Genomic DNA, 22,651 nt, shown 5'->3' with positions numbered 1-22,651 from the left:
GGAGATGAAGTCTGATATGCTCATCATTCCCACTCGCTCACATCTTCCCGAACAACGGGTCATTTTCCATCACCTTACCTGGGATCGCTACCAGCAGATCCTTCAGGCACTAGGAGAGCACCGTTCTTCTCGCTTGATCTACGACCGGGGTACTCTGGAAATCACCATGCCACTCGAAGATCACGAGTTTTTGGTCAGGATGATTGATCTCTTCGTACGCATCCTGGCTACTGCATACTTAGGACAAATTAAAACTATGGGCTCTACAACTCTTAATTATCCCCACATAGATCGAGGGGCGGAACCTGACAATGCCTACTACTTACAGAATCAACCTAAAGTCAAGGGACGCACTGTAGATTTTAGCCAAGATCCGCCTCCAGATCTGGTGGTGGAAGTTGACATAATCCACAGTACTATCAACAAGTTAGCCCTCTATGCTGCCATAGGGATCCCTGAGTTGTGGCGGTTCAATGGTGAGGAACTGTGAATCTATCAACTTACTGCGCAAGGCTACCAAGAGTTAGAAATCAGTCCTAGTTTTCCAGGGGTTCCCAAAGACAGACTCTACCAATTCTTATCAGAGGCTCGAGAGAATGAGATTCAGGCTGAACAGAATCTACGCAACTGGATCCAGGAGCAAAAGCTATGATTGCCCATTCTCGCTCCGAAGCTTCTGTCAACTTGCCCTGAAAGACATCTATGAGAAGGTGAACTTTGATCCTAAGTGAGGAACTATGGCTACTCTGATTGCTAACATTGGCACCTCTGATCTGACAGTAAAAATTCAAGGCTTTGAGTACTACATTCCTGTAGGCTTTGATCGAGATGAACCAAACGAAGTTGCCGAAGATCTAACAGAAGACGAAAAAGTGATATGGGAAAGAAGTAGTCGAGAAGACTTTGTTGCCAATGGGCTCTGCAAAGAGCTGGGTGTAGAGGTTAGAGGTCAAGGCAGGAATGCCTACAGCTTCCGCGAACTAACAGAGAAACTTCTTGCCGCCTATCAACAGGAGCCAGATTCTTGGCAGGAGCGCATTCGACCTGGAAGAATCTGGGGGGTAATCCATACCGCCATTGAGGAGTTTTCAGTTAAAAAAATCAACATTTTTGTTACCAATCAAAATCCCCCTCAGCATCAGGATACTTGCTTCTTGTTCGAGATCATTAAAAGGTGGATTGAGAGACATTTACAGCGGGAGGATATTCTCTTTCTAAAGCGAGTGATCCCTCAGAACGTCAAACCTAACCAACAGGATCTTGTCCTCAACGAGTATTATCGCTTCTTTGTTGACGAGATTGATTCAAACGAGGTGGTTCTTGTCAGTACTAAAGGTGGAACCCCTCAAATGCAGACAGCCCTTCGTCTGCAATCAATCACTGCTGACATCCCCAAGCTGCTGTTTCTGGATCCGGTTCTTTCAAAGCAGAAGGTGCTTCGAGGGGAGCCCTCGCCTTGCACTCGGACTTCATATTGGCAATACCAGCGGACACAGAAATATCGCGTTGTCATGCAACTGCTAGAACGTTTTGACTTTGCGGGAGCTTGTCAAGTTCTCAAGAGCTGGCAATCCATTCTGTCTTTTCAAATTGAGCAGGGCGTAGTCAGCAAGTCACAGCTACGTTCCAGCAGGAGACTGGTTGATGAAGCAATCAAAGGGCTAGAAGTAGCAGACTCACTTATAAACTTAGACATTGAGGCTGCTAGAGCTTCCAAAAAAGAGATGAATCTGGATATAAGTTTGGATCTAGATGCTCAAATCAATCAGGCCATCGAGAACTACAGAGTTTTGCTTAACTTATATTCTCAATGCAGAATATATAAACAAAATTTGCAAGTTTCCCATTTTCTTTCAAGAATGTCCTCACTTTGTGAAGAGATTCTCGACGAGGCCATCAAAAAACTTGGCGGCAACAGATATCTGGAACCCGCTGCTGTGGGCTTCCGGGTTGAGATTCGTGAAATTAGGAAACTGCTGCCTCAAGATCAGCTCAGCTTGCTGGACTCCTTGGATTATGTCAGGAATGGCCAATACGCAAAGATTCTCTATCGTACGAGCAAGCTTAGCTTTTTAGATATCCTTCTTGCTATTCGCAAAAAAGACAGCGAGAGTGAATCTTTATCTCTCTTAAAAAGAGAAATTAACAGTTTAGAGTTTTGGATCTACAAGCGTAACGAGATGATTCATGACAGTCAAGGATTTTCCAGTAACCGTATCTCTGAGTTAAACAAGGAGGCAAAACGAATAGGAGCCTGTCTTTATGAAGAAATCTTAAAAGTTCTGGCGAATATTCTCTCATCTCCTCTTTTACAACTGCCCAATATTGATAAGCAGAATTTTACTAAAGGCGATGATCTCTATCTCTACACTAGTCTAAAGAAATGGGTAATGGAAAAACTTCTTCTGGATCTGCGTGCTTCCTAAAGGAGGGCAAATTGATAAGCATAAGCTCTTCCCACTACAACCACGTTCTTATCGGGATCCCCGCCAGCGGCAAGTCAACCCTGGCAAAAGTCTTGGCCGCAACTTGGCAAGGTTCTCAAGTTGTTAGCACTGATGATATTCGTCAAGAGTTGTACGGGGATCCCTTAATCCAGGGCAACTGGTCGGAAATTGAGGATTTGGCTCTTGCTCGGATTCACAAGGCTTATCAGCAGGGCCAAGTCATTATCTACGATGCTACCAATGCCTACCGTTCCTGGCGGCTGGATCTGCTGCAAAAGTTGCCCGGCGCAAATTGGATTGGGTGGCATCTGACCACTCCCCTAGAGGTCTGTAAGCAGAGAAATCAGCAGCGGGATCGTCAAGTGCCAGTCTCTTCGATGGAAGCAATGGCTCAGGCATTAAAGACTTTTCCACCCATACCCGCAGAGGGATTCCTAGATGTACTGACCTTAGATTTATCTGGATCCCTGCCTACCCAAGAACAAATTCTCGAGAAAGTCAGTGGTATTCCTCGCACCTTGATCAACCGTCAGAACGCCACTCGAAAGGCGACGCTACATGGCTACTCTCGGCTGCTTGACTTTGAGCGCTTGCTCCATCTTCTCGCCATTTTGATCCATCATCCCGGCAGCACCCTGGAGGAAATCACCCACCGGATTGCCTCTGAAAAACGATCCGTGTACGCCGATCCTGAACTGCTGTCTAAAGATCTCATCTGGCTGAAGCAGAGTGGTTTGCTTTGTCACGCCGGCGAGAACAGTGCAGGGGAGCAGCACCAGCTCTTGGTTCAACCCGAAAACCGGCAGCCTCTGACCTTTGCCACCCACGCTTATTCTGACTGGGATAGCTTCAGCCGCTTGATTTATACCATTCGCCTGATCTTGACCCAACCCTTCCATTTCGATCCCGAGCTGGGCAGCTTGGAAAGCTTGAACCGCGAGCTACAGCAACGGGGCTGGGTGAGAGGGCAAAACAGAGATGCCATCCGCAAGGACATCGAAAAGGTCTTGAAGCCCTACCAGATTCTGCCATCCTTCCCGATGAAGCGGGGCTACTTCACTCACTCTGGGATCTTCACTCGCCATGAACTCAAGCAGATCTACCGGCTTTTGCAGGTAAGCACTCGTGCTCTGGAAAACCCCTGGGAGCAGGCGGTCTATGAAATGGTGGAGCAGCGTATGCGCCTCAGCCGCATTGATACTTCTGAGATCTACCCCACTCGTCGGCTGGGCAATCAACCCATTGTGGATCCCACCTTGGCTCCTTCCGGTACCTTGGCGGATCGTCGTGGCCTGCAGGTGGTCGAGGAAGCGATGGAGAGGGGGGAGTTACTGGAGGTGAAGCGTTTGCCGGGAGCCACCTTCCCCGGAGAGGATGTGGAGAGCTTTCGCATTTGGCCCCTGCAACTGGTCTTTCATCAAATTGCCTGGTACCTGGGCTGCGAGTATCACAGCCCGAAGAGGCAGGGACTGATGCGGTTTGAGCGGATGGATCGGCTCTTTCTTAACCGGCGGCATTGTGCAACGCGCTCCCGCCAAGAGCAGTTGGCTGCCCTAGAACGCCTGCACAAGCTCTACGATGTCAGTGCTGGGATCTTTTTGGGCAATGACCCGCATCTGCAGAAGCAGATCCTCAGTCGGGATCCCAATGAGCGCCGCCAAGCAGAAGTAACTCTGGAACTTTGGTTTAGCGACCGGATCTTCCCCTTCGTGAGCGAGGGCACCCGACGCTTTAAGCACCAGCGTATGTCCCCCCGTATTTCCGGATCTTCGCGGCCTAGATCTATCTTCAACTTGCCCCCCACGGGAGACAGTCGGTTTCCCCACCGGCTCAAGGTGGTCTTGCCCCTTTGGTCCCTAGAGGATGTCGACCTCAAGCGCTGGATCTTGGGCTTTGGGGGAGAGGTGTTGGTGGTCAGCCCAGAGCCCCTTCGGCAAATGATTCAGGACGCGGGGCAGGCGATCTCGGTTTTGTACAGGGATCCCTTAGCCGATCAGGAGCAAGAAAGCTCGTAAAAGAAAGTATTGGCCACTTTCTTCTCTAACGCCCAAAACATTTGTCCGGCAAAGGTTTTCCAGGTTTTAAGCAGAACTCTCCAATACTTTGTGTGGTTAGGGCTGAGCACGGGAGCCCAACTAAAGTAACAACAGGTCACCGGAGTAGGGCAGTGGTTGCTCAACTGGATGTGGAAGACATTCGAGGGATCCGATCGGTCGCCGAGGTGGCCGATCTCTTTGCATCCTTGGGGTACGCTCTGGTGGGGCAACCGTTGGATATAACGGTGCTGGAGCTGCCGGCTTATTTTGACAGACTTCGGGCTGGATATGTCCTGGCAGAATATCGGCAGGGATATTTCCGGCAGGTGGTGCTGCTGTTTGAAGTGAGGCCCGGCTCTCCAGAGTTGGGTGTGCTGATGCACAAGCTGGCCCGACGTCTGGCCCAACGCCCAGAATCCTACCTGTTGCTGGCCACAGCCGATGGTTACCACTGTCTGCACATCACCAGCAGCAGCCAAGCTGGGAAGGTCTACAGCTTCCAGGTCAACTGCCAGGATCCTTCTTACCAAGAGCGCAACTGGATCCGCAACTTGGTCTTGCAGGGTCGGTCGCTACGGGCCGCCCAACAGCACCAGCAGCAAGTGTTGCAGTATGCCGCAACTCAACAAAAAGAGGCGGCACGGGCTAAACAGCGGGATCTGCAAGATAGTGTAAAAGCCTACCTGCGCGAGATTGGCCGCTACTCGCTCCTGAGTCAGGCGGAGGAGGTAAATCTGTTTCGCCAAATGGCCACATTCCCCGGCACCGAGCAGGCGACGCGGGCACGGGAGAAGTTGATTGCGCACAACTTGCGCCTTGTGGTGTTCATTGCCAAGCGCTATCAAGAGCAGGGGCTTGATCTATTGGATCTGATCCAGGAGGGTAACTTGGGTCTGATCCGAGCCATCGAGAAGTTTGAGTATGCCCGTGGAAACCGCCTGTCTACCTATGCCACCTGGTGGATCCGACAGTCCATCACTCGAGCAATAGACACTCAAGCTCGTCTGATCCGGCTGCCCAGTCATGTCTGGGAAAAGATCCGGCGCCTGAAGAAAGTGGCTTGCCAGTTGTCGCAAGATTTGGGGCGGACTCCCACTGTGGCGGATCTGGCTTCGGTCTGCGACTTTTCTCCTGAAGAAATCCGACAATTACTGGATTGGAATCAGGGGATCGGCTTTCTGGATGCACCTCTATTTGGGGATGTTTTGCTGGTGGATAGCCTCGCGGATCGGTCTCGGATCCCAGAACCTAGTTGGGAGGAGATGGAGCATCAGGAAATGCTTGAGAGAGTCTTCGCCTTGCTTAAGCCAAGAGAGCAACAGGTGCTTACCCTTCGCTTTGGGTTAAACGGCCATAAACCTCATTCCCTGGCCGAGATTGGTCGGCTTTGGAACCTCAGTCGCGAGCGGGTGCGCCAGATTGAGGAAAAAGCGCTTCGGTCTCTGCGTGCTCGTTGCAGAAGTTGGCCTAAATAAGCATTAACAAATAAGCATTAAAAGGAAGGATGGTAATCCATATGTCGCTACCGACATATATTGATAATCAGAGACATAAATTAACGAATGTTATCCAGAGGCTGATCTTTCTGGAAAAGCAGACTGAGCTAGATATTGCTACCGGCTTCTTCCGTATCGAGGCTTGGATCAAACTGGAGCGAGCTTTTAATAAGCTCGCCCGTCTGCGCTTGCTGATTGGCCGGGATCCCACCATCAAACCGGCAGAGCCCCATCGAATTGATCTCCAAGATTATCTTCGCCGCGAGCTTCAGAGGCAGTTGGAAACTTCCACCTTTGAGTTGGAGTACAAGCAGTGTATCGATCGTCTGATTGCCTTTCTCAAGCAAGATCATGTGGATGTTCGGTTGTATGGGGCCATCGGGGAACGTACACCCTTTCTACATGCCAAAGCTTATCTATTTCCCAGCTACAGCATTGTGGGATCCAGCAATTTTACTGTTCCCGGTTTGGAAGGCAACACCAAGTTAAATGTATTGCTTGATAATGCCCAGGCAGCCCAGGAGATGCGCAACACCTGGTTTACAGAGTTTTGGGAGCATCCCAGTGTGGACAAAGACTATAAATCGAAACTTATTGCTGAGCTGGATCGATCCAAATTTGGCAGCCGTGCCTACACTCCTCATCAAATCTTGATGCGCTGCCTCTACACCCTGTTCCAGCCGAAGCAGGATCCAGTGGTCAAGGGGCAGGCCACAACCCTAGAATTGGCTGATTTCCAGCAGGAAGGGTTTGAACGAGCCCTAGAATTGCTGGAGCGCCATGGGGGGGTCATCGTTGCAGATGCGGTAGGCTTGGGCAAAACCTATATCGGACTGCGGCTGATCGACCATCTTCTAGCGGAGCGACGAAAACCGGGGTACCTGCCTCGGGCCTTGGTGATCAGCCCGGCTCAAGTTCGCAATCTCGTCTGGGAGCCGAAGCTGAGAGAGTTCGGTTTGGTGGCCGATTTGTTGTCTCAAGAGGAGCTAGGGCGATCTGACTTCAACAGCCGACGCTACAGCCACTGCGACATTGTCCTTGTGGACGAATCCCACAATTTCCGGAATAACTTAACCGCTCGATATGCCAACTTGCAACGCCTGATCTGTGGGGGACGCCGCAACAAATGGGTGGTGCTGCTCACGGCTACTCCCATCAACAACACAATTTTTGACCTCTATCATCAGGTGCTGCTGCTCACCCGCAACGATGATCACTACTACAGTAGCTGGGGGATCCCTAATCTATCCGCGCTGTTTAAGAAGCTGGACAAAGGTGAGGGGCAGATCACCGAGTTGTTGTTTCAGACCATGGTGCGTCGATCCCGCCTGGATGTGCTGAAACGTCAACAGGCAGGAGAGAAGATTATCATCGGTGGCCAAGAGATCCGCTTTCCGCGCAGGATTTTGAAGCAATTTACCTATAACTTCGAGAGTAGCTTCCAAGGTCTCTATAGCCGTTGGGTTGCCTACATTGAGAATCTGAACCTGGCTCCCTATAACCTGGAAAACTATGTGCGCCAGAAGAATGATAAGCTAACCGACCGTCAGTTACGCAATGAAGTGATCGGCAGCTTGATGAAAACCCTCTATCTCAAGCGGCTAGAGAGTTCAATCAAGGCTTTTGAGGTCAGCATCTGCTGGCAATCTGACTTCCAGGGACGATTTTTGGACTTGCTGCAGCAGGGTCACTTGTTAGATGGATCCAGCTATCGACGCCTGATGGCTCTGGAAGCTGAGGAGCAAGAGGATTCAGTGGAGCAGGTGCTGGTATCTCTGCCTGAGGTCAACCCTGAAGACTATGATTTGGACAAGCTGACCCAGGCAATCCAGGCCGATCAAAAAACACTGGCTCAGATTATTCAAGATCTCACCCGTATCCAGGCAAGGGTGCAGTCAGGAGAAGACTCTGATCTTAAGCTGATGGCTTTTAAACGAATGATGCTCAGCTTGGAACAGGACAAGGTGCTTGTCTTCACCTACTTTAAAGACACAGCCGAATACTTATACCAGCAGTTGCTGGAAGATAAACAATGGCTTGAGGCAATGGCTGAGAAGCGGAGCAGATATCGCAATTTCTCCTCAGGTTTGCGGGTGGGGTTATTAACCGGAAAAACCCCAAGCCGGGAACGGGAAATGCTGGTGAGAAGATTCGCGCCACGGGTCAATCGGCCATTTAGTAATCCTTCGGGTTGTGGAGAGGATTATCAGGAAGTCGGGTGTTCGCCTGAAGAGCAAATCGATCTGCTTATCTGCACCGATGTGTTGTCTGAAGGACAAAATCTTCAAGAAGCAGCAGTCCTTGTGAATTACGATCTGCATTGGAATCCGGTGCGAATGATCCAACGGGCAGGCCGCATCGATCGACTGGGATCCCCATTCGAGGAGTTGACGATCGTTAATGGCTTTCCCGAGCAAGGACTGGAACTGCTGTTGGGATTGGTGCGCAAGTTGCAACAGCGGATTGCCCTGATCGATCAGCAGGTGGGTCTGGATGCCAGTGTGCTGGGAGAGGTAATCTCGGAGCGTTCATTAGAGGAGATCCGACTCCTGAAGGAAGCTCAAACTCCCAGTGCTCAGAGTGAGATACTGCAGGCTCTGGAGAAGAAAGTTGACTTAGTCTCTATGGATGAAATGCGGTTTCCGTTGTTGGAGTTTATCCAGCAATCGGGGTTGCAAGCGGTCGAGGAGATCCCACTTGGGATCCACAGCACACGCTACCAAGCTCCGCAGGATGGACTATTTTTAGCTTTTCAAGTCAAAGATCGGCACTTCTGGCATTTCTACCCTCGAATAGGAGGCCGAATTTCTGTAGATGTCAATCATCTCCAAAGCGATTGGGGATCGATCTTTCAGCTTCTCTATTGCCGGCCAGAGGATTTTCCAAAGCCCGATGATCTACCGCCTGCGCCTTTTGATGGTGAGATCTTCGAGGTGTTACAACCTGCGATCCAAAATCTGTTGAATCTGCTGAATCGAAGCCAGGGTAGCTCTTTATTGCAACCTAGTTTGCCTCAATGGTTGAGACGAATCTATCTCGTCCTCACTGAGGTAGAGGATGCTATTGAACTTGATGCGGTGACTGAAGAGGCCCGACAACGGGTTCTTGATTTGGTTATACATACTAAAAGCATTCGCACTTACGAGAGAGACTGTAAGGAATTCTGGAAAAACTATCAGAAGAATCGGGATGTTGCCAATCTAATTCACTCGTTGGATGAGTTGTTCATCGATGAGGGATTGTATAAGGGGTCCTCTTCCCGCCACCGGAGCCCGACATTTTTCACCCAAGAGGATGTGCAGCTCATCTGCTACCAGTGGTTTAGGTCAGACCCAGAGCCCCCGGCGGATCCCTACCTGTTCAGGCGGAGGCGAAAGGATCCCTATGAGGCCCTACATTAACAGTCTCAGCGACAGGGTCGGCGACAAGCCTCAAACCCTGATTCTTCCGTTGACCCGGTCGATCCCGCTCTGGGCAAGGGTTTCAGGCCCCTCGGCGGGGAAAAACAAGGGGAAATTGCAGCCGAAAACGAGACCCTGTCGATCTAGGCCCCTGGATCCCGCTCTGGGTAAGGGTTATAATGGGGGAGAGTCGCTTCCCTTCGGGGAAGTGGAATTAATGGAAACCTTTGGACTACGGCTGGATTAAATGTACAAATCCAATCCCTCCGTCGCTTCCCTTCGGGGAAGTGGAATTAATGGAAACTATAAGCAACAGGCGCTTCTGAAGCGCCAACGTGCGAGTCGCTTCCCTTCGGGGAAGTGGAATTAATGGAAACTTTAGTTACCAATCAAGTACATCAGCATTCTCTGTAAAGTCGCTTCCCTTCGGGGAAGTGGAATTAATGGAAACTTTTCTACGTGCCTAAGGGAGCTTATCCCACTGAGGTCGCTTCCCTTCGGGGAAGTGGAATTAATGGAAACCTGCCAAGACTCATTCATGTGCTTGAGCGTGTCACGCAGTCGCTTCCCTTCGGGGAAGTGGAATTAATGGAAACTTTCTTGGCGAATTCCTCGATTATTTCCTCCCTAGCTGTCGCTTCCCTTCGGGGAAGTGGAATTAATGGAAACACTTGGGAAGAGAATTACAGAAGATTGGGCAATAGAATGTCGCTTCCCTTCGGGGAAGTGGAATTAATGGAAACTTGTCTATAGGGGACGAAAAAAAGGATCCCTTGCGGGTCGCTTCCCTTCGGGGAAGTGGAATTAATGGAAACAATGATCCCTTTGCAGGGATCGACAGCGGCCCCGCGTCGCTTCCCTTCGGGGAAGTGGAATTAATGGAAACGCGAATTTGAGTAAGAACGTCTAATAACTCGTTCATGTCGCTTCCCTTCGGGGAAGTGGAATTAATGGAAACCGTTGGGACAACCAATCTTTGTCCCAAGATACTGTGTCGCTTCCCTTCGGGGAAGTGGAATTAATGGAAACATGGAAACACTCAAAGCAGACGGCCCAAGCGTTGCCGCAATTCGGTGGCAGCCAGCTCTAGGTGCTCGGGGGTGTAGCCGGTGGTTTCTACTCTGACAGCGAGGTGGGTGTCCTGGCTCTCGTGGAGGTGGATCCACAGAATGTGGCGGCCATCTTCGGTTTTGCGGTTTGAGGCTTTGACGCTGTTTTTGGGGGCAGCGTAGGCGTGTGGATCGTATCGAACCAGATCCACCCAGGGAATGTCTCGCAGGAGTCTTTCCACTTTGGCCCAACTGCGGGGTCGGTGATGGCTGGCATCGCTTCGGATTTGGATGATCTGGGAGCGATCTCGGCCTGAATCGGGGAGATCTGCCCGTGGGAGCCGGGGCTGAACTTGCGGCTGTAGGTAGGGCAAGTAGACCAGGGATTTGTATTGCTCATGGATGTAGCAAACCGGGACCCCCAATTGGCTGCCCACCACAGCCATGATCATGGCTTGGGCTTTGAACCCGCCGGTAGCGGCAAAGGTGACGATCCCCTTGGCGCTCTCTGCCAACTGTTTCAACAGCTCGGCCATCCGCTCCAGAGAGGATCCCTCTAGCTCGTAGTTGATGCCGGGAAGGGGAACCAAAGAGACCTGCTGCTGACCCAGCTCTTGCTCAAAAAAGAGCTTCAAAATCTGGGCACACTCCAATCCGTCGGGGGTTTCTGAGTGCAGCAAAATCAAGGCATCATTCGAGGTGGGATCCAGTCGCAAGTAGGTGTTGGTTTCGGCACTGATCAATTCCAGGTCTACTTTTTTCATCCAAGCCAGAGCACGCTGGGGATCCCCGATGTTTTTTTGTCCTACCCAGGGACGCTGCGGCTGCAGGTCTTTGTCAAGGTTGGTGAGCAAGGAGGTGCCCACCGTCATGATGATGGTCTGCATGGATGGCCGGTTAACTCAAACTTTTCGAGGGCTCTGTTCCGCTTTGTGCTCAGAGCAGCTTGGCCTTGCGGATTCTGCCATCTTCCTTTAGATCCAGAACTTCCACCTGCACCTCTTGCCCCACCGAGAGGGATCCCGCCTGTTTGGGCTTCTTCTGGGTGAGCTTGGTGTCTGTGTCCAGAATCTGGAAGGTGACTTCGTTGCCCTTGATGTTGGTGATGGTGGCCTTCAGCTTTTGCCCGGTCTGGAAGCAGGCTTTGCGGGCCTGATGCTGGGCCTGGTCTTGTTGGTGTTGATGGTTTTGTTGTTGTCTGTCGTCCTGGGATTTGTTTCCCGCCCCTTGGGGAATCTCGCCAATGGGGCTCCCTCCATCCTTGTAGTAGCGGGCCAGCCGGGCTGCCCAGCCCAGGATCTGCAGCATCTCTGCCGGCCTGTCCTGCAGAGGTTGCAAGTACCTTTTGCAGGTTTCGTCAATAAGCTGATAGTATCTTCTGGTTTGTTGGGTACGGCATAGGCCAGTTTCCCGCACCAGCTCGCCGGTGAATCGGAAAAAGCGGGATCCCGCGTCAGGGTGATGGGCGACCGAGCGCAGATAGGCGATGCACTTGCTCAACTCGTCGACATCCACCCTTTCTTTGGCCAAGGTCATGGCGATGCCGTGGGCGAGATCCCAAGATTGGGGGCTGAGATCGACAGTGTCTGACAGCATGGGGGAACCCTCAGTACACTCCGGTGGGTGGCTCGCGCAGAGCAGTGGGACTCAGGATGGCGGCCAATCGCTTGAGTTGTTCGGGCAAGATGTAGCCCTGGGCAGCTCCAATTTGCTCTTGCACAAAGGCTTGGAGGCGTTTTCCTTCCAGGGTATCGGCTTCTGGGGGATCGTAGCGGCTGTAGCGATCTTTTAGGTTGCCGGGCCGCTCGATCTTGTCGAGGGTGACCTGCAGGGATCCCAGGCCCACGGGCTTGCCGCCCCCCACCTTCAGCAGCATGGAATGCTTGGGATCCTGCCCCAAGACCGTGAGCAAGGTGCCCAGCTCAGCAGGGGTGAGGTTTTTGAAATGGATTTGGGTTTTGAAAACCGTGTTTTGCATCGCTTGCTGGGTGGGTGTTCCCCTTGAACTGCCCTGCAAAGCTTTTTTGTGGGTGTAGTAGAACTTGCGTCCAATGACTTTGCCGTTTTCCTTTTTAAAGTAAGCTTTGCACTGATCCGGGCGAGGACAGTACAGCGGGGGCAGGGATCCGCCACCCGATCCGGTGCCGGTGGCAATGGCATCCCTGAACTCCACCAATCCCTGCCAGTTCAGGGCACCGAAAACGCGGCTGGCCGGACAAAGCTGCTCCTTGTTGCGGCAGGGGTGCCGCTCCGGGGGGATCTGATTTTTGTACTCGCTCGTCATCACCGCAAGGGTGCTGTTGGTGATCGCCTCATACATGGCCCGGATGGCCCCCTTGAGGGAGCTGCCCTGGATTTTAAGCCTTCCGTTGGGAGTGGTGGTCATGGTTTTGAGCACCGGGATCCCTTTCACCCCGACATCGCTGCCCAAGGCCAAGTGGCCGGTGGAGATGTGGACGGCAGTCTGCACCGTTAGGGTGAGAAAGAGGGTGCCGTGCAACCTATCGGGATGGAACTGGGCGTGGCCGGCGGGCCGCTCCAGCGTGGGGCGCTGGGTGGGAAACGGGATCAGCTCGTAGGGTTTGGGAAACACGGTTGGTTTGCCTCCACCTCGACTGCTGTTGCCGGCAGACGATCTTGCAGATGCGGCCTGGTTGGGCAATGGGCGAGGGCCTTGGGGGGTCATGGTCACCTCGGAATCAGGGCAATAAAGTGAACGCGGGCAGTTCGCTCATCTCGGAAGTAGCGCTGGCCCACCTTGAGATCTTGGGGATGGCTGAGGGGCTTGGGAAAGCGGGTTTCTCGATTTTGGGATCTGTACAGGTCGGCTGCGTGATCCTCCCACCGCCACTCTCCCGGCAGAGGGATAAAGGAGTCCGGGGGAGCTTGGATCCCCAGATACAGCAGATCCCAGCCGTGGGGGGTGCTTTTCCAGCGCAGTTCCCCTTGTTGGGAGAAAACTTGCCCCTCTGGACAGACGGGATCCGCCGGGATCCCCACCTGAATGCCGCTGACTCGATGGGGCCAGCGCAGAAAGGAGTAGGTTTTTTCAGAAGTGGAAAAACAAGCCGAGAGCACTTGGGAAAGCGAGGACTCTGCCCCATCTTGAATCTTGAGGGAGGCGACGTAGGCTGGTTTCATACGGCTTTGGCCTCCGCTTGCAGGAGTTTGGCCCAACTGTTGACGGCGGTGGCGAGCAGATGTTCCACCTTGGCCTCAGACGTCTGATCCCAGGTCAGCCGCGCCCCAAATCCCAAAGGCATTGGCTCCGCTCCCACCGGCACCGCTTGGCAATCGGGTTTGGGGAAGCCGTATTTGCCTGCCTCTTCGGGGGTTAAAAATTCGCCCGCCCCCAACAGGGATCCCTGTGGCCAGGTCAGGGGGGATCCCAGCAGCCGTAGCTCCTGGCTCCCCTCCTCCACCAGGCAGCCCGGGTAGTCCACCGTCGCCCACTCGTACTCAACCCGAACGGTGCCCATGCCGCGGGACTTGGCAAAGCCGATGCCAAACCAGCCTTCATCCAGATCCCGCAACGCCAGTCCCAGCAGACCCAGTTGGGCCAGGGTAAAGTTTTTCAGGTGGATCTTGGTTTGAAAGGATCCCTCTACGCACACTTGATACCTGAACGGCCCCACCGCCACTGAGCCGAAGACGCGGTCGATGGCCACCCCATTACGTTCCTCCAGGCGCAGAGGGGTTCCCGGCTTGGGATAGGCATCTTCGATGCGGACCCGGCTGGCGATGGCTGTGTTGCCGAACATCTGATCCGTAAAGGAAGAAAGGGCGTAAACCTGGTGGGGCTCTTCAATTTTTTCCAGCCATTGATTGGCCTTTTGGTCGAGGGGATCGCTGGCCCAGAGTTTGAAGCCTCCCCCCTCAGGACGTCTGTCGCTGCCCACCGTTCGGACGATGCGCTCCGCATGGGCGCGAATTGCCCCTTTGAGGGAGCTGCCGGGAAAATAGACCGTTCGCCCGCCGCCGTGATAGGTTTCGACGAACTCCATATCCGGCTTCGTCGGGTCAGCCCCTTCTTTGCCCGCCTTGATGAGAACAGGGCCATCGGGCTTGAGGGTGAGGCAGAGGGTGCAATGGTTAACGTAGCGTTTGTGCATAGCCTGGGATCCTTCACACCAGAACAGGAGCTTTTGGTTGAGGGGCTTGGGGCGGCAAGCAGTCTGTCCAGTTTGTCAACCGATAGGGGTGGAAAACGCTGACCGTATCGCCAACCGTTGTAGAGTCCATGAAGACCATCGGGATCCCTCCTGACATGAAATAGGGCTAGCGGCGGGGGCCGACCGATTGCCGTTGAGAGGCCGTTGTTAATTTGGCAACCAGGGCTTCCACCCAGTCTTGGCGCAAAGCGGCAGCCTGCTCCGGGCTGAGCGGCTGTCGGGATCCGGCCACCAGCTCTTGAAGGTAGGCCAGCAGCCGTCTTGGATCCCCTTCCGAGTCGAACCAATAGATTGCCGAGATCTGCAGGCGGACAACCCCCAAGCCACGGGAGCGCCCCCCTCCCAGGGGGATCTGTTCCGTTTCCAATTGGTGCAAGCCAATGGCCAAGAGGCCCAGTTCCCATTCCTCGGCATTTTCGACGACGGCATGAAACCGGAAGGGGGTGCTGGCAGGCACCACTTGCAAGTCGTACAGCTTGCCATCTGCCGCCGTTTCCGTATCCCGATCGATGGCCACGCCATCCCGCTCTTGGTACTGGCCAAACCAGGCTTCCGGCACCACGGGCAAATCTCGGATCTGCACCTTGCCGGCCAACCAAGGGGATCCAAACACCTGCGAGACCCAGTCGGTGGCCTCAATGAGCTTTTGAGTCAGAGCCGCATCGTCCCCTTTGTAGTCATTTTTAATTTGGTTGATGATCTGAAATTGCTCGCTGCTGGTCAATTCGCCGGGATCCCTGGCCAGCTCTGGGTTGATGCCCCGCAAGAAACTTTCCAGGCGAGAGCGCATCGCCCCCTTCAAACTGGAGCCGGGAATGAGCGGACGGCCCAGCGCATCCTTGAGAACCGGCAAATCCGAGCCGATGGGTTCGGTGGAGCGGCCCACCCCGATGTGCAGAGCGGTCACGGTGGTGAGGGTGCCGGTGATTTCCAAGCGGTTTTTGAAAACGTCGAACATTGTTCCCTCAAATGGCTGCTCAAGTTAAGGCTTGTACTGCAGAGGTTTGCCATTCCCGAAGCGAGACGGAGCCCTTAATAAAACTCAAGAGGATCCCTAGGATCTGAGCAATTTCTGAGATAAAGTACTCCCCGTCATCGATAAAGAGTTGGTCACCCTCGAATTTTGCAAATCGCCAGTTGGTTCCTGAGGTTACTGCTCCATAGACACTGTCTACTTGAGAATTGGAGTTCTTGTTAAAGACCTGTGCCCCCACCATACCGGCAACGCACTGGCCCAGACCCCCGATCAAGTCTTCTTTTTTGGCCTCAACGATAATCACCACCGGATCTTGAATGTAGAGTTGGAGAGGGGATAGGCAAATGATGTAGTCGCATAGGCCCACCAACCCCCTCTCGGGATCCACGTTGAATTCCTTGCCGGAAAACAGCGAGATTTGATCCCGACATAGGTACTTCACCTCTCCCAGCACAGGGGCGATGATAAACTCGGAGCGGGCTTTTTCGCTGTTGACCGAGGTGGCCAAGCCGAGATAGCGATCTAGGGTTATTTTCAAGTAATCGGAGCACTCAGTCGGTGGAACCTCTGCAAACAGGCCATGGATGATTCTTGACCTGAGCTGAAAGGTCGAAATGGCTCTCTCAAGGGTAAAACTGCTGTAGGTCACGGTCTAGGATCCTCCTCCCTCTCGCTTGTACTTGAGGTAGCGGGCCCCATAGCCCAGGTAGCGCCGAATCAAGTCAATTTTGATCTCGTTGACTTTGGGGGATGCTCTTTCAATTCCGGCTTCCCTGGCGATGGCTATAGCCCTTTGATGAATCCAGTTGTCGATGTCTTTGATGATGGCTTCTGCCAAAGAGTCTTTGCCCCGCCCCCACTTGTCACCGCGCCCCACCTGGTAGCGCAAAAAGTTCTTGATCACCTCTGAGCTTTCGGTGGAAGCTGCCACGTGCAATAGGTTGCGATATTGGGCCTCTTCCAATCTGTTGAGACCTCTGAAGTTATCCAAGGCGGCTTGAATTCTGGCGACCAGATCATCTTCGGCCAGCCGGATTTGCCGTTGGATCTTGAGCTCTTGTTCCGATGTGATCTCGCTGGTGGCGAAGGTCATAGCGGGTTCTCCCAGAAATGATGATGGAACGGACTGCAAACTTCGATTTGGCCGAATCCTTCAGCAGTGCGTTCGCCAATCCCCCAGTATTCCATCTCCGCCAAAATCGGGATCCAACGCTCCAGTTGCGTGGTGCTCAGCAGAAAGACACTGCCCTGCGTGGTTACCAATTCTACATCTTTGAACAGACCCCAGGCAGCGTTCCAGCCGGAGACATAGGCGTAGCTGCTGAAGGCCAGCTCCAAAGCCAGGGATCCATCTTCGCAGTTGGCCTCTTCCTGGAGCATCTGGGGGGTGAGCACGGTGGTGCGTTGCCAGCGCTCTTTGAGAATGGCCCCCGACTGCAGCCCAATGGAGAAATACTGCCGCTCCGGCGGAAGGGGCTGCCAGGGATCCCCGAACACCTGCCATTGTTGCCAGCGCTGCCGCAGCTTTTGGTTGAAGGCTTCCACCCGCTGGGCCAGGGAAGGCCGGGGAGCAGCCAGACGCCGAGCCGTGACGTTGACCCGGCCCAATCCCCGCGACACCCCTCCTCCCAAGCGCAGCAGGTGGGCGTGGGCGTTGAGGTAGCGGGTGAGGGTCTCGGCCAGCTCGGGATCCCGCAGGTAGATGTAGCCGCTGAAAAGGGAGCGCTCCAGATGCCCATTGGGGCGGGCTTTGCCCTCGTTCATCACCTCTAGGCTGTAGAGGATTTGGTCGGCAGCAGTGGCGCGGCGACGGTTGATCCCCACCCGCGTGAGCAGGCGTTTGGACACAGCAGCTCGTTCGTAGCGGGGCCCCAGGTCAGACTCCTGCTGGCTGTAGAACCCCCCGAAGGGCTCCACTCTTCCCCCGGAACCGTCCGGCTCTGTGGGATCGAACGGGATCCCCAGCCGCTGTGAGCAGAAGCGATCCAGGAGCGTGTCGAACACCCCCGTTTTGCCCGCCTCTGAGCGGAAGCCGGGATTGTTTTTCGAGCTGAAGGCCGTGGCCGGCAAGACCTTGCTGCCGGATCCCGGATAGGCGTGGGTAAACACAGCAGGCCGAGCTGCCGTAAACAGGGCGGCCAAATCTCCTTCCAGCGCCTCGGCAGGGCGATGTTGGGTTTGGCTGAGCATGAGGTCGGCCAGAGCACCGCGAATCACGCTGCCGGGAATGTAATCCTGGGCCTCGCTGATGGAGCCGCCCGGCTTTTGCCGACCGATGGCCAAGGGAGACTGAGCCGTTAGGGTGAGTTGAATGGCTTCCATCAGCTCCCTCCCTGGGCCAAGAAAGCCCAATCGGCTGCGGTGGGCTGGAGAGCCTGCAGGGATCCAGGATCCCAGTGCAGCCAGCCCAAACCTGCGGATTTGCTGCCCCCCAGCGCGATCAGGTGGTGCAGGGCCGCCAACAGGAGAGTTTTGCCCCAGGAAGGGCAATCGGGCAAAAGCTGCAGGGATCCGGAAAAAGTCAGCTCAGCCGCGGGAGAGGTCTCAATGAGGTAGAGCCGCTGATCCTCGGCGGTGCGGCGGCGGCGGTTGAGGGTGACCCCAGGGCGAAGGGTTGGTTCCAGAGCTGCTGGCGGCACCTCGCAGACGAGATCCTCCACCCACAGGCGGGCAGGCAGGGCCGGATTGCCGAATATCTGGCAGACCAGACAATGGGATCCGGCGTAGCCCTCCACCTGGTATTCGGGGCGGTGGAAATTTCCTGCGCTGCCCTCCCGCTGCGGACACATGCGCTCTGGGTCGGGAGAGCGGCAAATGGCCCAGCCCAGGCCACGGGCCAGTTTCTCGCACTCGTGGCGCAGCCGCCCCTTCAGTTGGGAGCCGGGAATGATCAGCCTGCCAAAGGCATCTTTGAGCAGGGGCTTATCCGCCAGGGAGCCGCTGGAGCCGCCGGCTCCCACCGCCAGGGCAGAGGCGAGGGTGGCCCTCAAAGGGATAGAGGTGATCGTTCGCCCCGCTTGGGGCAGCTCTGCCAGTCTCACCATCACTCCACCTCCGCCAGAACGGGCCGACCCTCGGCCTGGGGCTGTTTTTGCACAAAGGCGTACAAATCCACCAGATCCCGCCAGATGGTTTCATAGGTTGGCGTTGACGAGGATACCTGTGGCTCAACATACATCCAGGGGGGAAGGTGGCCGTCGTTGGTTTTGGCCTTGCACCAGGTGCGCTCAAAAGCCTCCATCAGCGGCTGCCCCTTTTTGCCCAGGCGGCTGCGGAAATAGAGATAGTTGAGGGTGGCGGTGCGTTTGCCTTTTTCCAAGAAGCTGCGAATCTGATAAAGCTGGGAGCGAGGAAAATTGGCCTCCTGCAGGGCTTGTACCGTTCTCAGCAACCCGTGGATTTCCGGGACGGTATAGGGGCCGGCGTAGAGCTTGAGGGTGTGGCTGTTCTGGCGGATCTCCAGAGCTTCCCGACGAAAATCCTGGATGCTGGAGACAACCAGGGCGACCGACTTCAACGAGAGAAAGTCGATGGTGGCCACAGAGCAGTCCTTGTCTTTGGGCTTCAGCTTTTTCGCGTAGCTCTTGGCGGATTTCAACAGTTGTTCGGTGAGCTTTTCGGCGTAGTAAATGGGGGTGTCTTCCGAGGCGATCAGCACCCCCACCGAGGCGGAGAGCCGACAGAGCTTCCGATCTGCCGCCGGGTAGCGGTGAGGCACCTTGCCGGAAGATTGAGCTGCATAGGTTGCCGAGGTGTCCAGCAGGAGCTGCTCAAACTGCTCACAGAAGGTGGCGGCAATTTCCAGGGCTTTGTGGGCAGGCACCACCACCAACACATCGTCTCCGCCGATGGTCAGGATCTCGAAGGGGTGGATCCACTCGCCGTTGCGGTCTCTGCCGGTTTCCGGATCTGGGGATAGGCCGTGCAGCCGATGGGCCTGCAGGTGCTGGGCGAGGGCGTGGTAAACGGCTTTTTCCGTTGCCTCGGAAACATCCCGGCTAAATTGTCGGTAGGCTTCTGGGGTTTGGATCTGCTGCACATAGCCCCCCATGTCGTTGCCATCGGCGTAAAGGTAAGCCACAAAGCCCTGGCTGCCCAGGCTGGCGTTGGCCACTTCCCGTAGAGATTGGGCCTCGCCGATCCCCTGGACAGATCCCTGATGGGGCTGCAAATAGCGCTCCCGGTAGGGCTCGCCGGCGGGAGAGTTGAGAAAGCGGGCAAATCGCGTTACCCAGCTTTCCACAAAGCCGGGATCCCAGGTGGGGAACTTGCGGAACCACCCTTGCTTGCCTGTTTCAATGCGCTTGGCCTGGCGACCCACCAGGGCTTTGCGAGCGGTGGCTTCCGAGAGCCAGGGCTGATCGACCAGGTCGGCTTTGGCGATGGCAGGGCGACGGCCGGTGCTGTCGCGGCGCAGGTAGGGATGGGTTTCAAAAAAGGCGGGATGGGCGCGGCTGGGGCGACCGGGATCCGGATTGCCGTTGCGGCGGTGGTTGAAGCGGGCGGCCAGGTAACCCACCAACTCGTTGAAACTTTTGCGGTCTTGAAATCTGGCTTCGCTGCCATCCCCAAAATAGGCTCTCACCAGGGGATGGGTTTTGTGGTGCGCCAGCCAATCCAGCCAGGGGGTGCGTTCGATGGGATCCCGCAACAGGCCGTAGCGCAGTTCCAGCAGCCGAAAGGCGGATCCCACGGCGCAGGCGTTAGCGGTGAGGGTTTCTTCGGTGTAGCGCCGCTCGATGGCCTCACAGAGATCGTCCACATGGGCCGCCGGGCAAAAGGCCAGGAGATTGCCCCCGGTGGAGTAGATGATGAGCTCCGGGATCAGGGCTTGCGCCAAAGCCGGGTAGTGCTGCTGCAGCCAAGGCCGGATCTGCTCGGCCACATAGGCCCTCAGCTCCGCTTGAGACTCTTTCCCCAAACCTTCCCATCCCAGGTAGGTTTGCTCGGGATCCCCGAAAAAGGCGGGCAGATCCACCAGGTTAATGCGATCCAACAAAGCGGAGGCCCCGCGGATTTCCGACAGCTTGGCCGACTCGAAGACATAGCTCTTGATCTTGGTGGCCCCCCCGTAAACCAAGCCGATGCGGGTTGTCTGCTGCCACAGCTCCGGGTAGCGGGATTGCAGCTCCGCCGGGGTTCTGGGAAAGGTCTTCGCCGCCATGCTCTCCTGAAATTGGCGCACCTGAGCCAAAATGGGCCGTAGCTCTTCTGGGATCCCGGCCTCGTTGTCGGCGCGAACGGCGGCCCGCATCTGCTGCAAGGTCTCCAGGGCAAACTGGGGATCCCGCTGTTCTCCCCACGCCAGGCACCAGGCCAAGGCAACAGGAACGGGAGAGGGAGCAGAAGTAGGGGTCATGAGCAGCACCTGCGAAATGCGAAAAAGGAAGACAAGTCTTGGACAGGGCTTCCATCGGCTGCGACGGACAGATCCCTAAAGGCTGGGGGCAATTGGCCTCGATTTTTAATCCTTCGCGGAAGACCAAAGCCCTTCAAAAAAGGGTTTGCCGGTTGGGTGGGTAACCAATCGAATCAAGCCGAGAGATGCCATTGAGGTTACCGATTGTTTCAGCCATATCCGATAAACGCTCTCGCCTCATGGTTTTCAGTCCTCTAGCTTGCTAGCAGTATAGATCGAGTGCGATGGGTTGCAGACGATTTCAAGGCTTTCTTCAGATTGTGAGATTTTTTCTGACTGTACAACGGGTAATTCGAGAGTAAACCCAATAAGAAGGGATCCCTTCTAAAATTTTCTCAATGGAAAGTTGGGTTTTGTGTTGATTGTTGCTGTGGACTGGGAATGGGCTGTGCCTATGCTGAGTTTCTCAGAGCCATCTGCTGATAGAGAAGCGAACGGCAAGTGGCCGACGGGATCCGAGTTGGTGGGGATCACCTTGGAAGTTCAGGCTCCTCGGTCTTACCTGCTGGATCCCCACTATGCCAAAGGGCTGCACGCCTGGTTCTTGAGCCAGGTGCAAGAGACAGACCCGCAGCTATCGGCCTATTTGCACGATGGAGAATCGGAGAAACCTTTTACCCTCTCCCGGCTGATGGGGCCGTTCCGCGAGCAGGGGGGGCGACCGCTGATCCCGCCTCATCTCCCCTTCCGCTGGTGGATCACCGGCCTCAACCCGCCGGTGGTGGAGTGGCTGCGAGGGTGGTGCCAACGGCTGCCCACCTGGCTGGAATTGCGGGGATCCCCGCTGCAGATCCTGGGATGGCAGATCTCGATCCCCCCGCGCACCTATCGTCAACTGTTGGAGCAGCCTCTTTCCCCCCGCTCCTGGAGCCTTTCCTTCGTCTCGCCCACCAGCTTTCGCCACCGGGGCCACCATCTGCCGCTGCCGATCCCTCGCAACCTGTTCCACAGCTATCTGCGCCGTTGGAACGATTTTTCCGGTCTGCCCATCGAGGCGGAGCCTTTTCTGGATTGGGTGGATGGGGAAGTGATCATCCAGCGGCACCGTCTGGAATCGGTCAAAACCACCGCAGGTCGCCAGGGATCCGTGACGGGATTCATCGGCTGTGTGCAGTTGGCTGTCTCCTCCCGTGCGCCTGAGCTGTTGCAGCAGCAGCTCCAAGCCCTGATCCACCTTGCCCCCTACTGCGGCACCGGCCACAAAACCCCCTTTGGGCTAGGGCAAACCCGCCTGGGTTGGTTGGCCGAAGAGCTACCCGCCTCCCCTGTCCCTTCTCGGGAAGAGCAGGTGGCCCAGCGGATCGAGGAGCTGAGCGCCCTCTTTCTCAGCCAGCGGCAACGACAAGGGGGATCCCGCGCCGAAAAAACTGCCCAACTGTGGGCGACGATCCTGGCCCGCCGCGAAGGTGGAGAGAGCTTACAACAGATCGCCGCTGATTTGGAGATGCCCTACGAGACGGTGAAGACCTATGCCAAGCTGGCCCGCCGCTCTCTCCAGTCTGGATCCCAGGACTACTCGTCGAGCAGTCTTCCCTAGATGACTTGAGGTACTTTGTTGAGCCTGATACATTCACGCTGAACTCTCCTGAACATGGTTCAGGAAAGAAGCGATCGCATCCTGCCTATCTCTGTTCGCGTCAGCGGGACGGAGTCCA

At 55.1% G+C, this 22,651-nt stretch carries 16 protein-coding genes, 1 pseudogene and 1 CRISPR repeat array; of the genes and pseudogenes, 6 read left to right on the top strand and 11 right to left on the bottom strand.

What is annotated here, in order from left to right; translation table 11 throughout:
* Positions 1-4: 4 nt before the first annotated feature.
* The 5 genes and pseudogenes from ACVWYZ_RS07960 to ACVWYZ_RS07940 all read left to right on the top strand — a co-directional run bounded on the left by ACVWYZ_RS07960 (position 5) and on the right by ACVWYZ_RS07940 (position 9,380).
* Positions 5-652 (top strand): annotated as a pseudogene (locus ACVWYZ_RS07960) (Uma2 family endonuclease).
* Positions 653-737: 85 nt separating this feature from the next.
* The gene (locus ACVWYZ_RS07955; protein WP_457466721.1) at positions 738-2,426 is read left to right on the top strand and encodes a hypothetical protein; all 1,689 of its coding nucleotides are present in this window, start codon (positions 738-740) and stop codon (positions 2,424-2,426) included.
* Positions 2,427-2,437: 11 nt separating this feature from the next.
* A complete protein-coding gene (locus tag ACVWYZ_RS07950) occupies positions 2,438-4,462 on the top strand; it encodes an AAA family ATPase (protein ID WP_457466720.1) in 2,025 nt (674 codons plus the stop codon).
* A gap of 152 nt (positions 4,463-4,614) precedes the next feature.
* A complete protein-coding gene (locus ACVWYZ_RS07945; protein ID WP_457466719.1) occupies positions 4,615-5,958 on the top strand; it encodes a sigma-70 family RNA polymerase sigma factor in 1,344 nt (447 codons plus the stop codon).
* A gap of 41 nt (positions 5,959-5,999) precedes the next feature.
* Positions 6,000-9,380, top strand: coding sequence for a helicase-related protein (locus tag ACVWYZ_RS07940; protein ID WP_457466718.1), 3,381 nt, complete (start codon positions 6,000-6,002; stop codon positions 9,378-9,380).
* A gap of 189 nt (positions 9,381-9,569) precedes the next feature.
* Positions 9,570-10,409: direct repeats of the CRISPR family, unit length 36 nt; unit sequence GTCGCTTCCCTTCGGGGAAGTGGAATTAATGGAAAC.
* Between the two features lie 10 nt (positions 10,410-10,419).
* On the opposite strand, the gene ACVWYZ_RS07935 is transcribed toward ACVWYZ_RS07940, so the two are convergent.
* From ACVWYZ_RS07935 to cas10, 11 genes are all read right to left on the bottom strand, one after another.
* The gene (locus tag ACVWYZ_RS07935) at positions 10,420-11,316 is read right to left on the bottom strand and encodes a putative CRISPR-associated protein (protein ID WP_457466717.1); all 897 of its coding nucleotides are present in this window, start codon (positions 11,314-11,316) and stop codon (positions 10,420-10,422) included.
* A gap of 49 nt (positions 11,317-11,365) precedes the next feature.
* A complete protein-coding gene (locus ACVWYZ_RS07930; protein ID WP_457466716.1) occupies positions 11,366-12,025 on the bottom strand; it encodes a hypothetical protein in 660 nt (219 codons plus the stop codon).
* A gap of 10 nt (positions 12,026-12,035) precedes the next feature.
* Complete coding sequence (locus ACVWYZ_RS07925) at positions 12,036-13,115, bottom strand: RAMP superfamily CRISPR-associated protein (RefSeq protein ID WP_457466715.1); 1,080 nt, start codon at positions 13,113-13,115, stop codon at positions 12,036-12,038.
* A gap of 2 nt (positions 13,116-13,117) precedes the next feature.
* Positions 13,118-13,570 carry a hypothetical protein gene (locus ACVWYZ_RS07920; protein WP_457466714.1) on the bottom strand — a complete coding sequence of 151 codons (453 nt, stop codon included), beginning with the start codon at positions 13,568-13,570 and terminating at the stop codon, positions 13,118-13,120.
* On the bottom strand, positions 13,567-14,541 hold the full coding sequence (locus ACVWYZ_RS07915) for an RAMP superfamily CRISPR-associated protein (RefSeq protein ID WP_457466713.1): 975 nt from the start codon (positions 14,539-14,541) through the stop codon (positions 13,567-13,569). The genes ACVWYZ_RS07920 and ACVWYZ_RS07915 overlap by 4 nt, the downstream gene beginning before the upstream one ends.
* 166 nt (positions 14,542-14,707) lie before the next feature.
* The gene (csx7, locus tag ACVWYZ_RS07910) at positions 14,708-15,559 is read right to left on the bottom strand and encodes a type III CRISPR-associated RAMP protein Csx7 (RefSeq protein WP_011432239.1); all 852 of its coding nucleotides are present in this window, start codon (positions 15,557-15,559) and stop codon (positions 14,708-14,710) included.
* A gap of 19 nt (positions 15,560-15,578) precedes the next feature.
* Positions 15,579-16,226, bottom strand: coding sequence for a hypothetical protein (locus ACVWYZ_RS07905; protein ID WP_457466712.1), 648 nt, complete (start codon positions 16,224-16,226; stop codon positions 15,579-15,581).
* A gap of 3 nt (positions 16,227-16,229) precedes the next feature.
* Positions 16,230-16,670 (bottom strand): hypothetical protein, encoded by a 441-nt coding sequence (locus tag ACVWYZ_RS07900; protein WP_011432241.1) that lies wholly within the window; start codon positions 16,668-16,670, stop codon positions 16,230-16,232.
* Positions 16,667-17,899, bottom strand: a complete 1,233-nt coding sequence (gene csx10, locus ACVWYZ_RS07895) for a type III-D CRISPR-associated RAMP protein Csx10 (RefSeq protein WP_414344022.1) — start codon at positions 17,897-17,899, stop codon at positions 16,667-16,669. Before csx10 ends, ACVWYZ_RS07900 begins: the two co-directional genes overlap by 4 nt.
* Positions 17,899-18,621 carry an RAMP superfamily CRISPR-associated protein gene (locus tag ACVWYZ_RS07890; protein WP_011432243.1) on the bottom strand — a complete coding sequence of 241 codons (723 nt, stop codon included), beginning with the start codon at positions 18,619-18,621 and terminating at the stop codon, positions 17,899-17,901. The genes csx10 and ACVWYZ_RS07890 overlap by 1 nt, the downstream gene beginning before the upstream one ends.
* Complete coding sequence (gene cas10, locus ACVWYZ_RS07885; RefSeq protein WP_457466756.1) at positions 18,621-20,831, bottom strand: type III-B CRISPR-associated protein Cas10/Cmr2; 2,211 nt, start codon at positions 20,829-20,831, stop codon at positions 18,621-18,623. The genes ACVWYZ_RS07890 and cas10 overlap by 1 nt, the downstream gene beginning before the upstream one ends.
* Positions 20,832-21,390: 559 nt before the next feature.
* On the opposite strand from cas10, the gene cas6 reads away from it, so the two are divergent.
* Positions 21,391-22,533, top strand: coding sequence for a CRISPR-associated endoribonuclease Cas6 (gene cas6 / locus ACVWYZ_RS07880; protein ID WP_041437102.1), 1,143 nt, complete (start codon positions 21,391-21,393; stop codon positions 22,531-22,533).
* The last annotated feature ends 118 nt before the right edge of the window (positions 22,534-22,651 follow it).

Source organism: Thermostichus sp. MS-CIW-37, from assembly GCF_054060065.1.
Note: the sequence above shows the minus strand (reverse complement) of the source record. Positions and strands in the feature narration are given on the sequence as shown.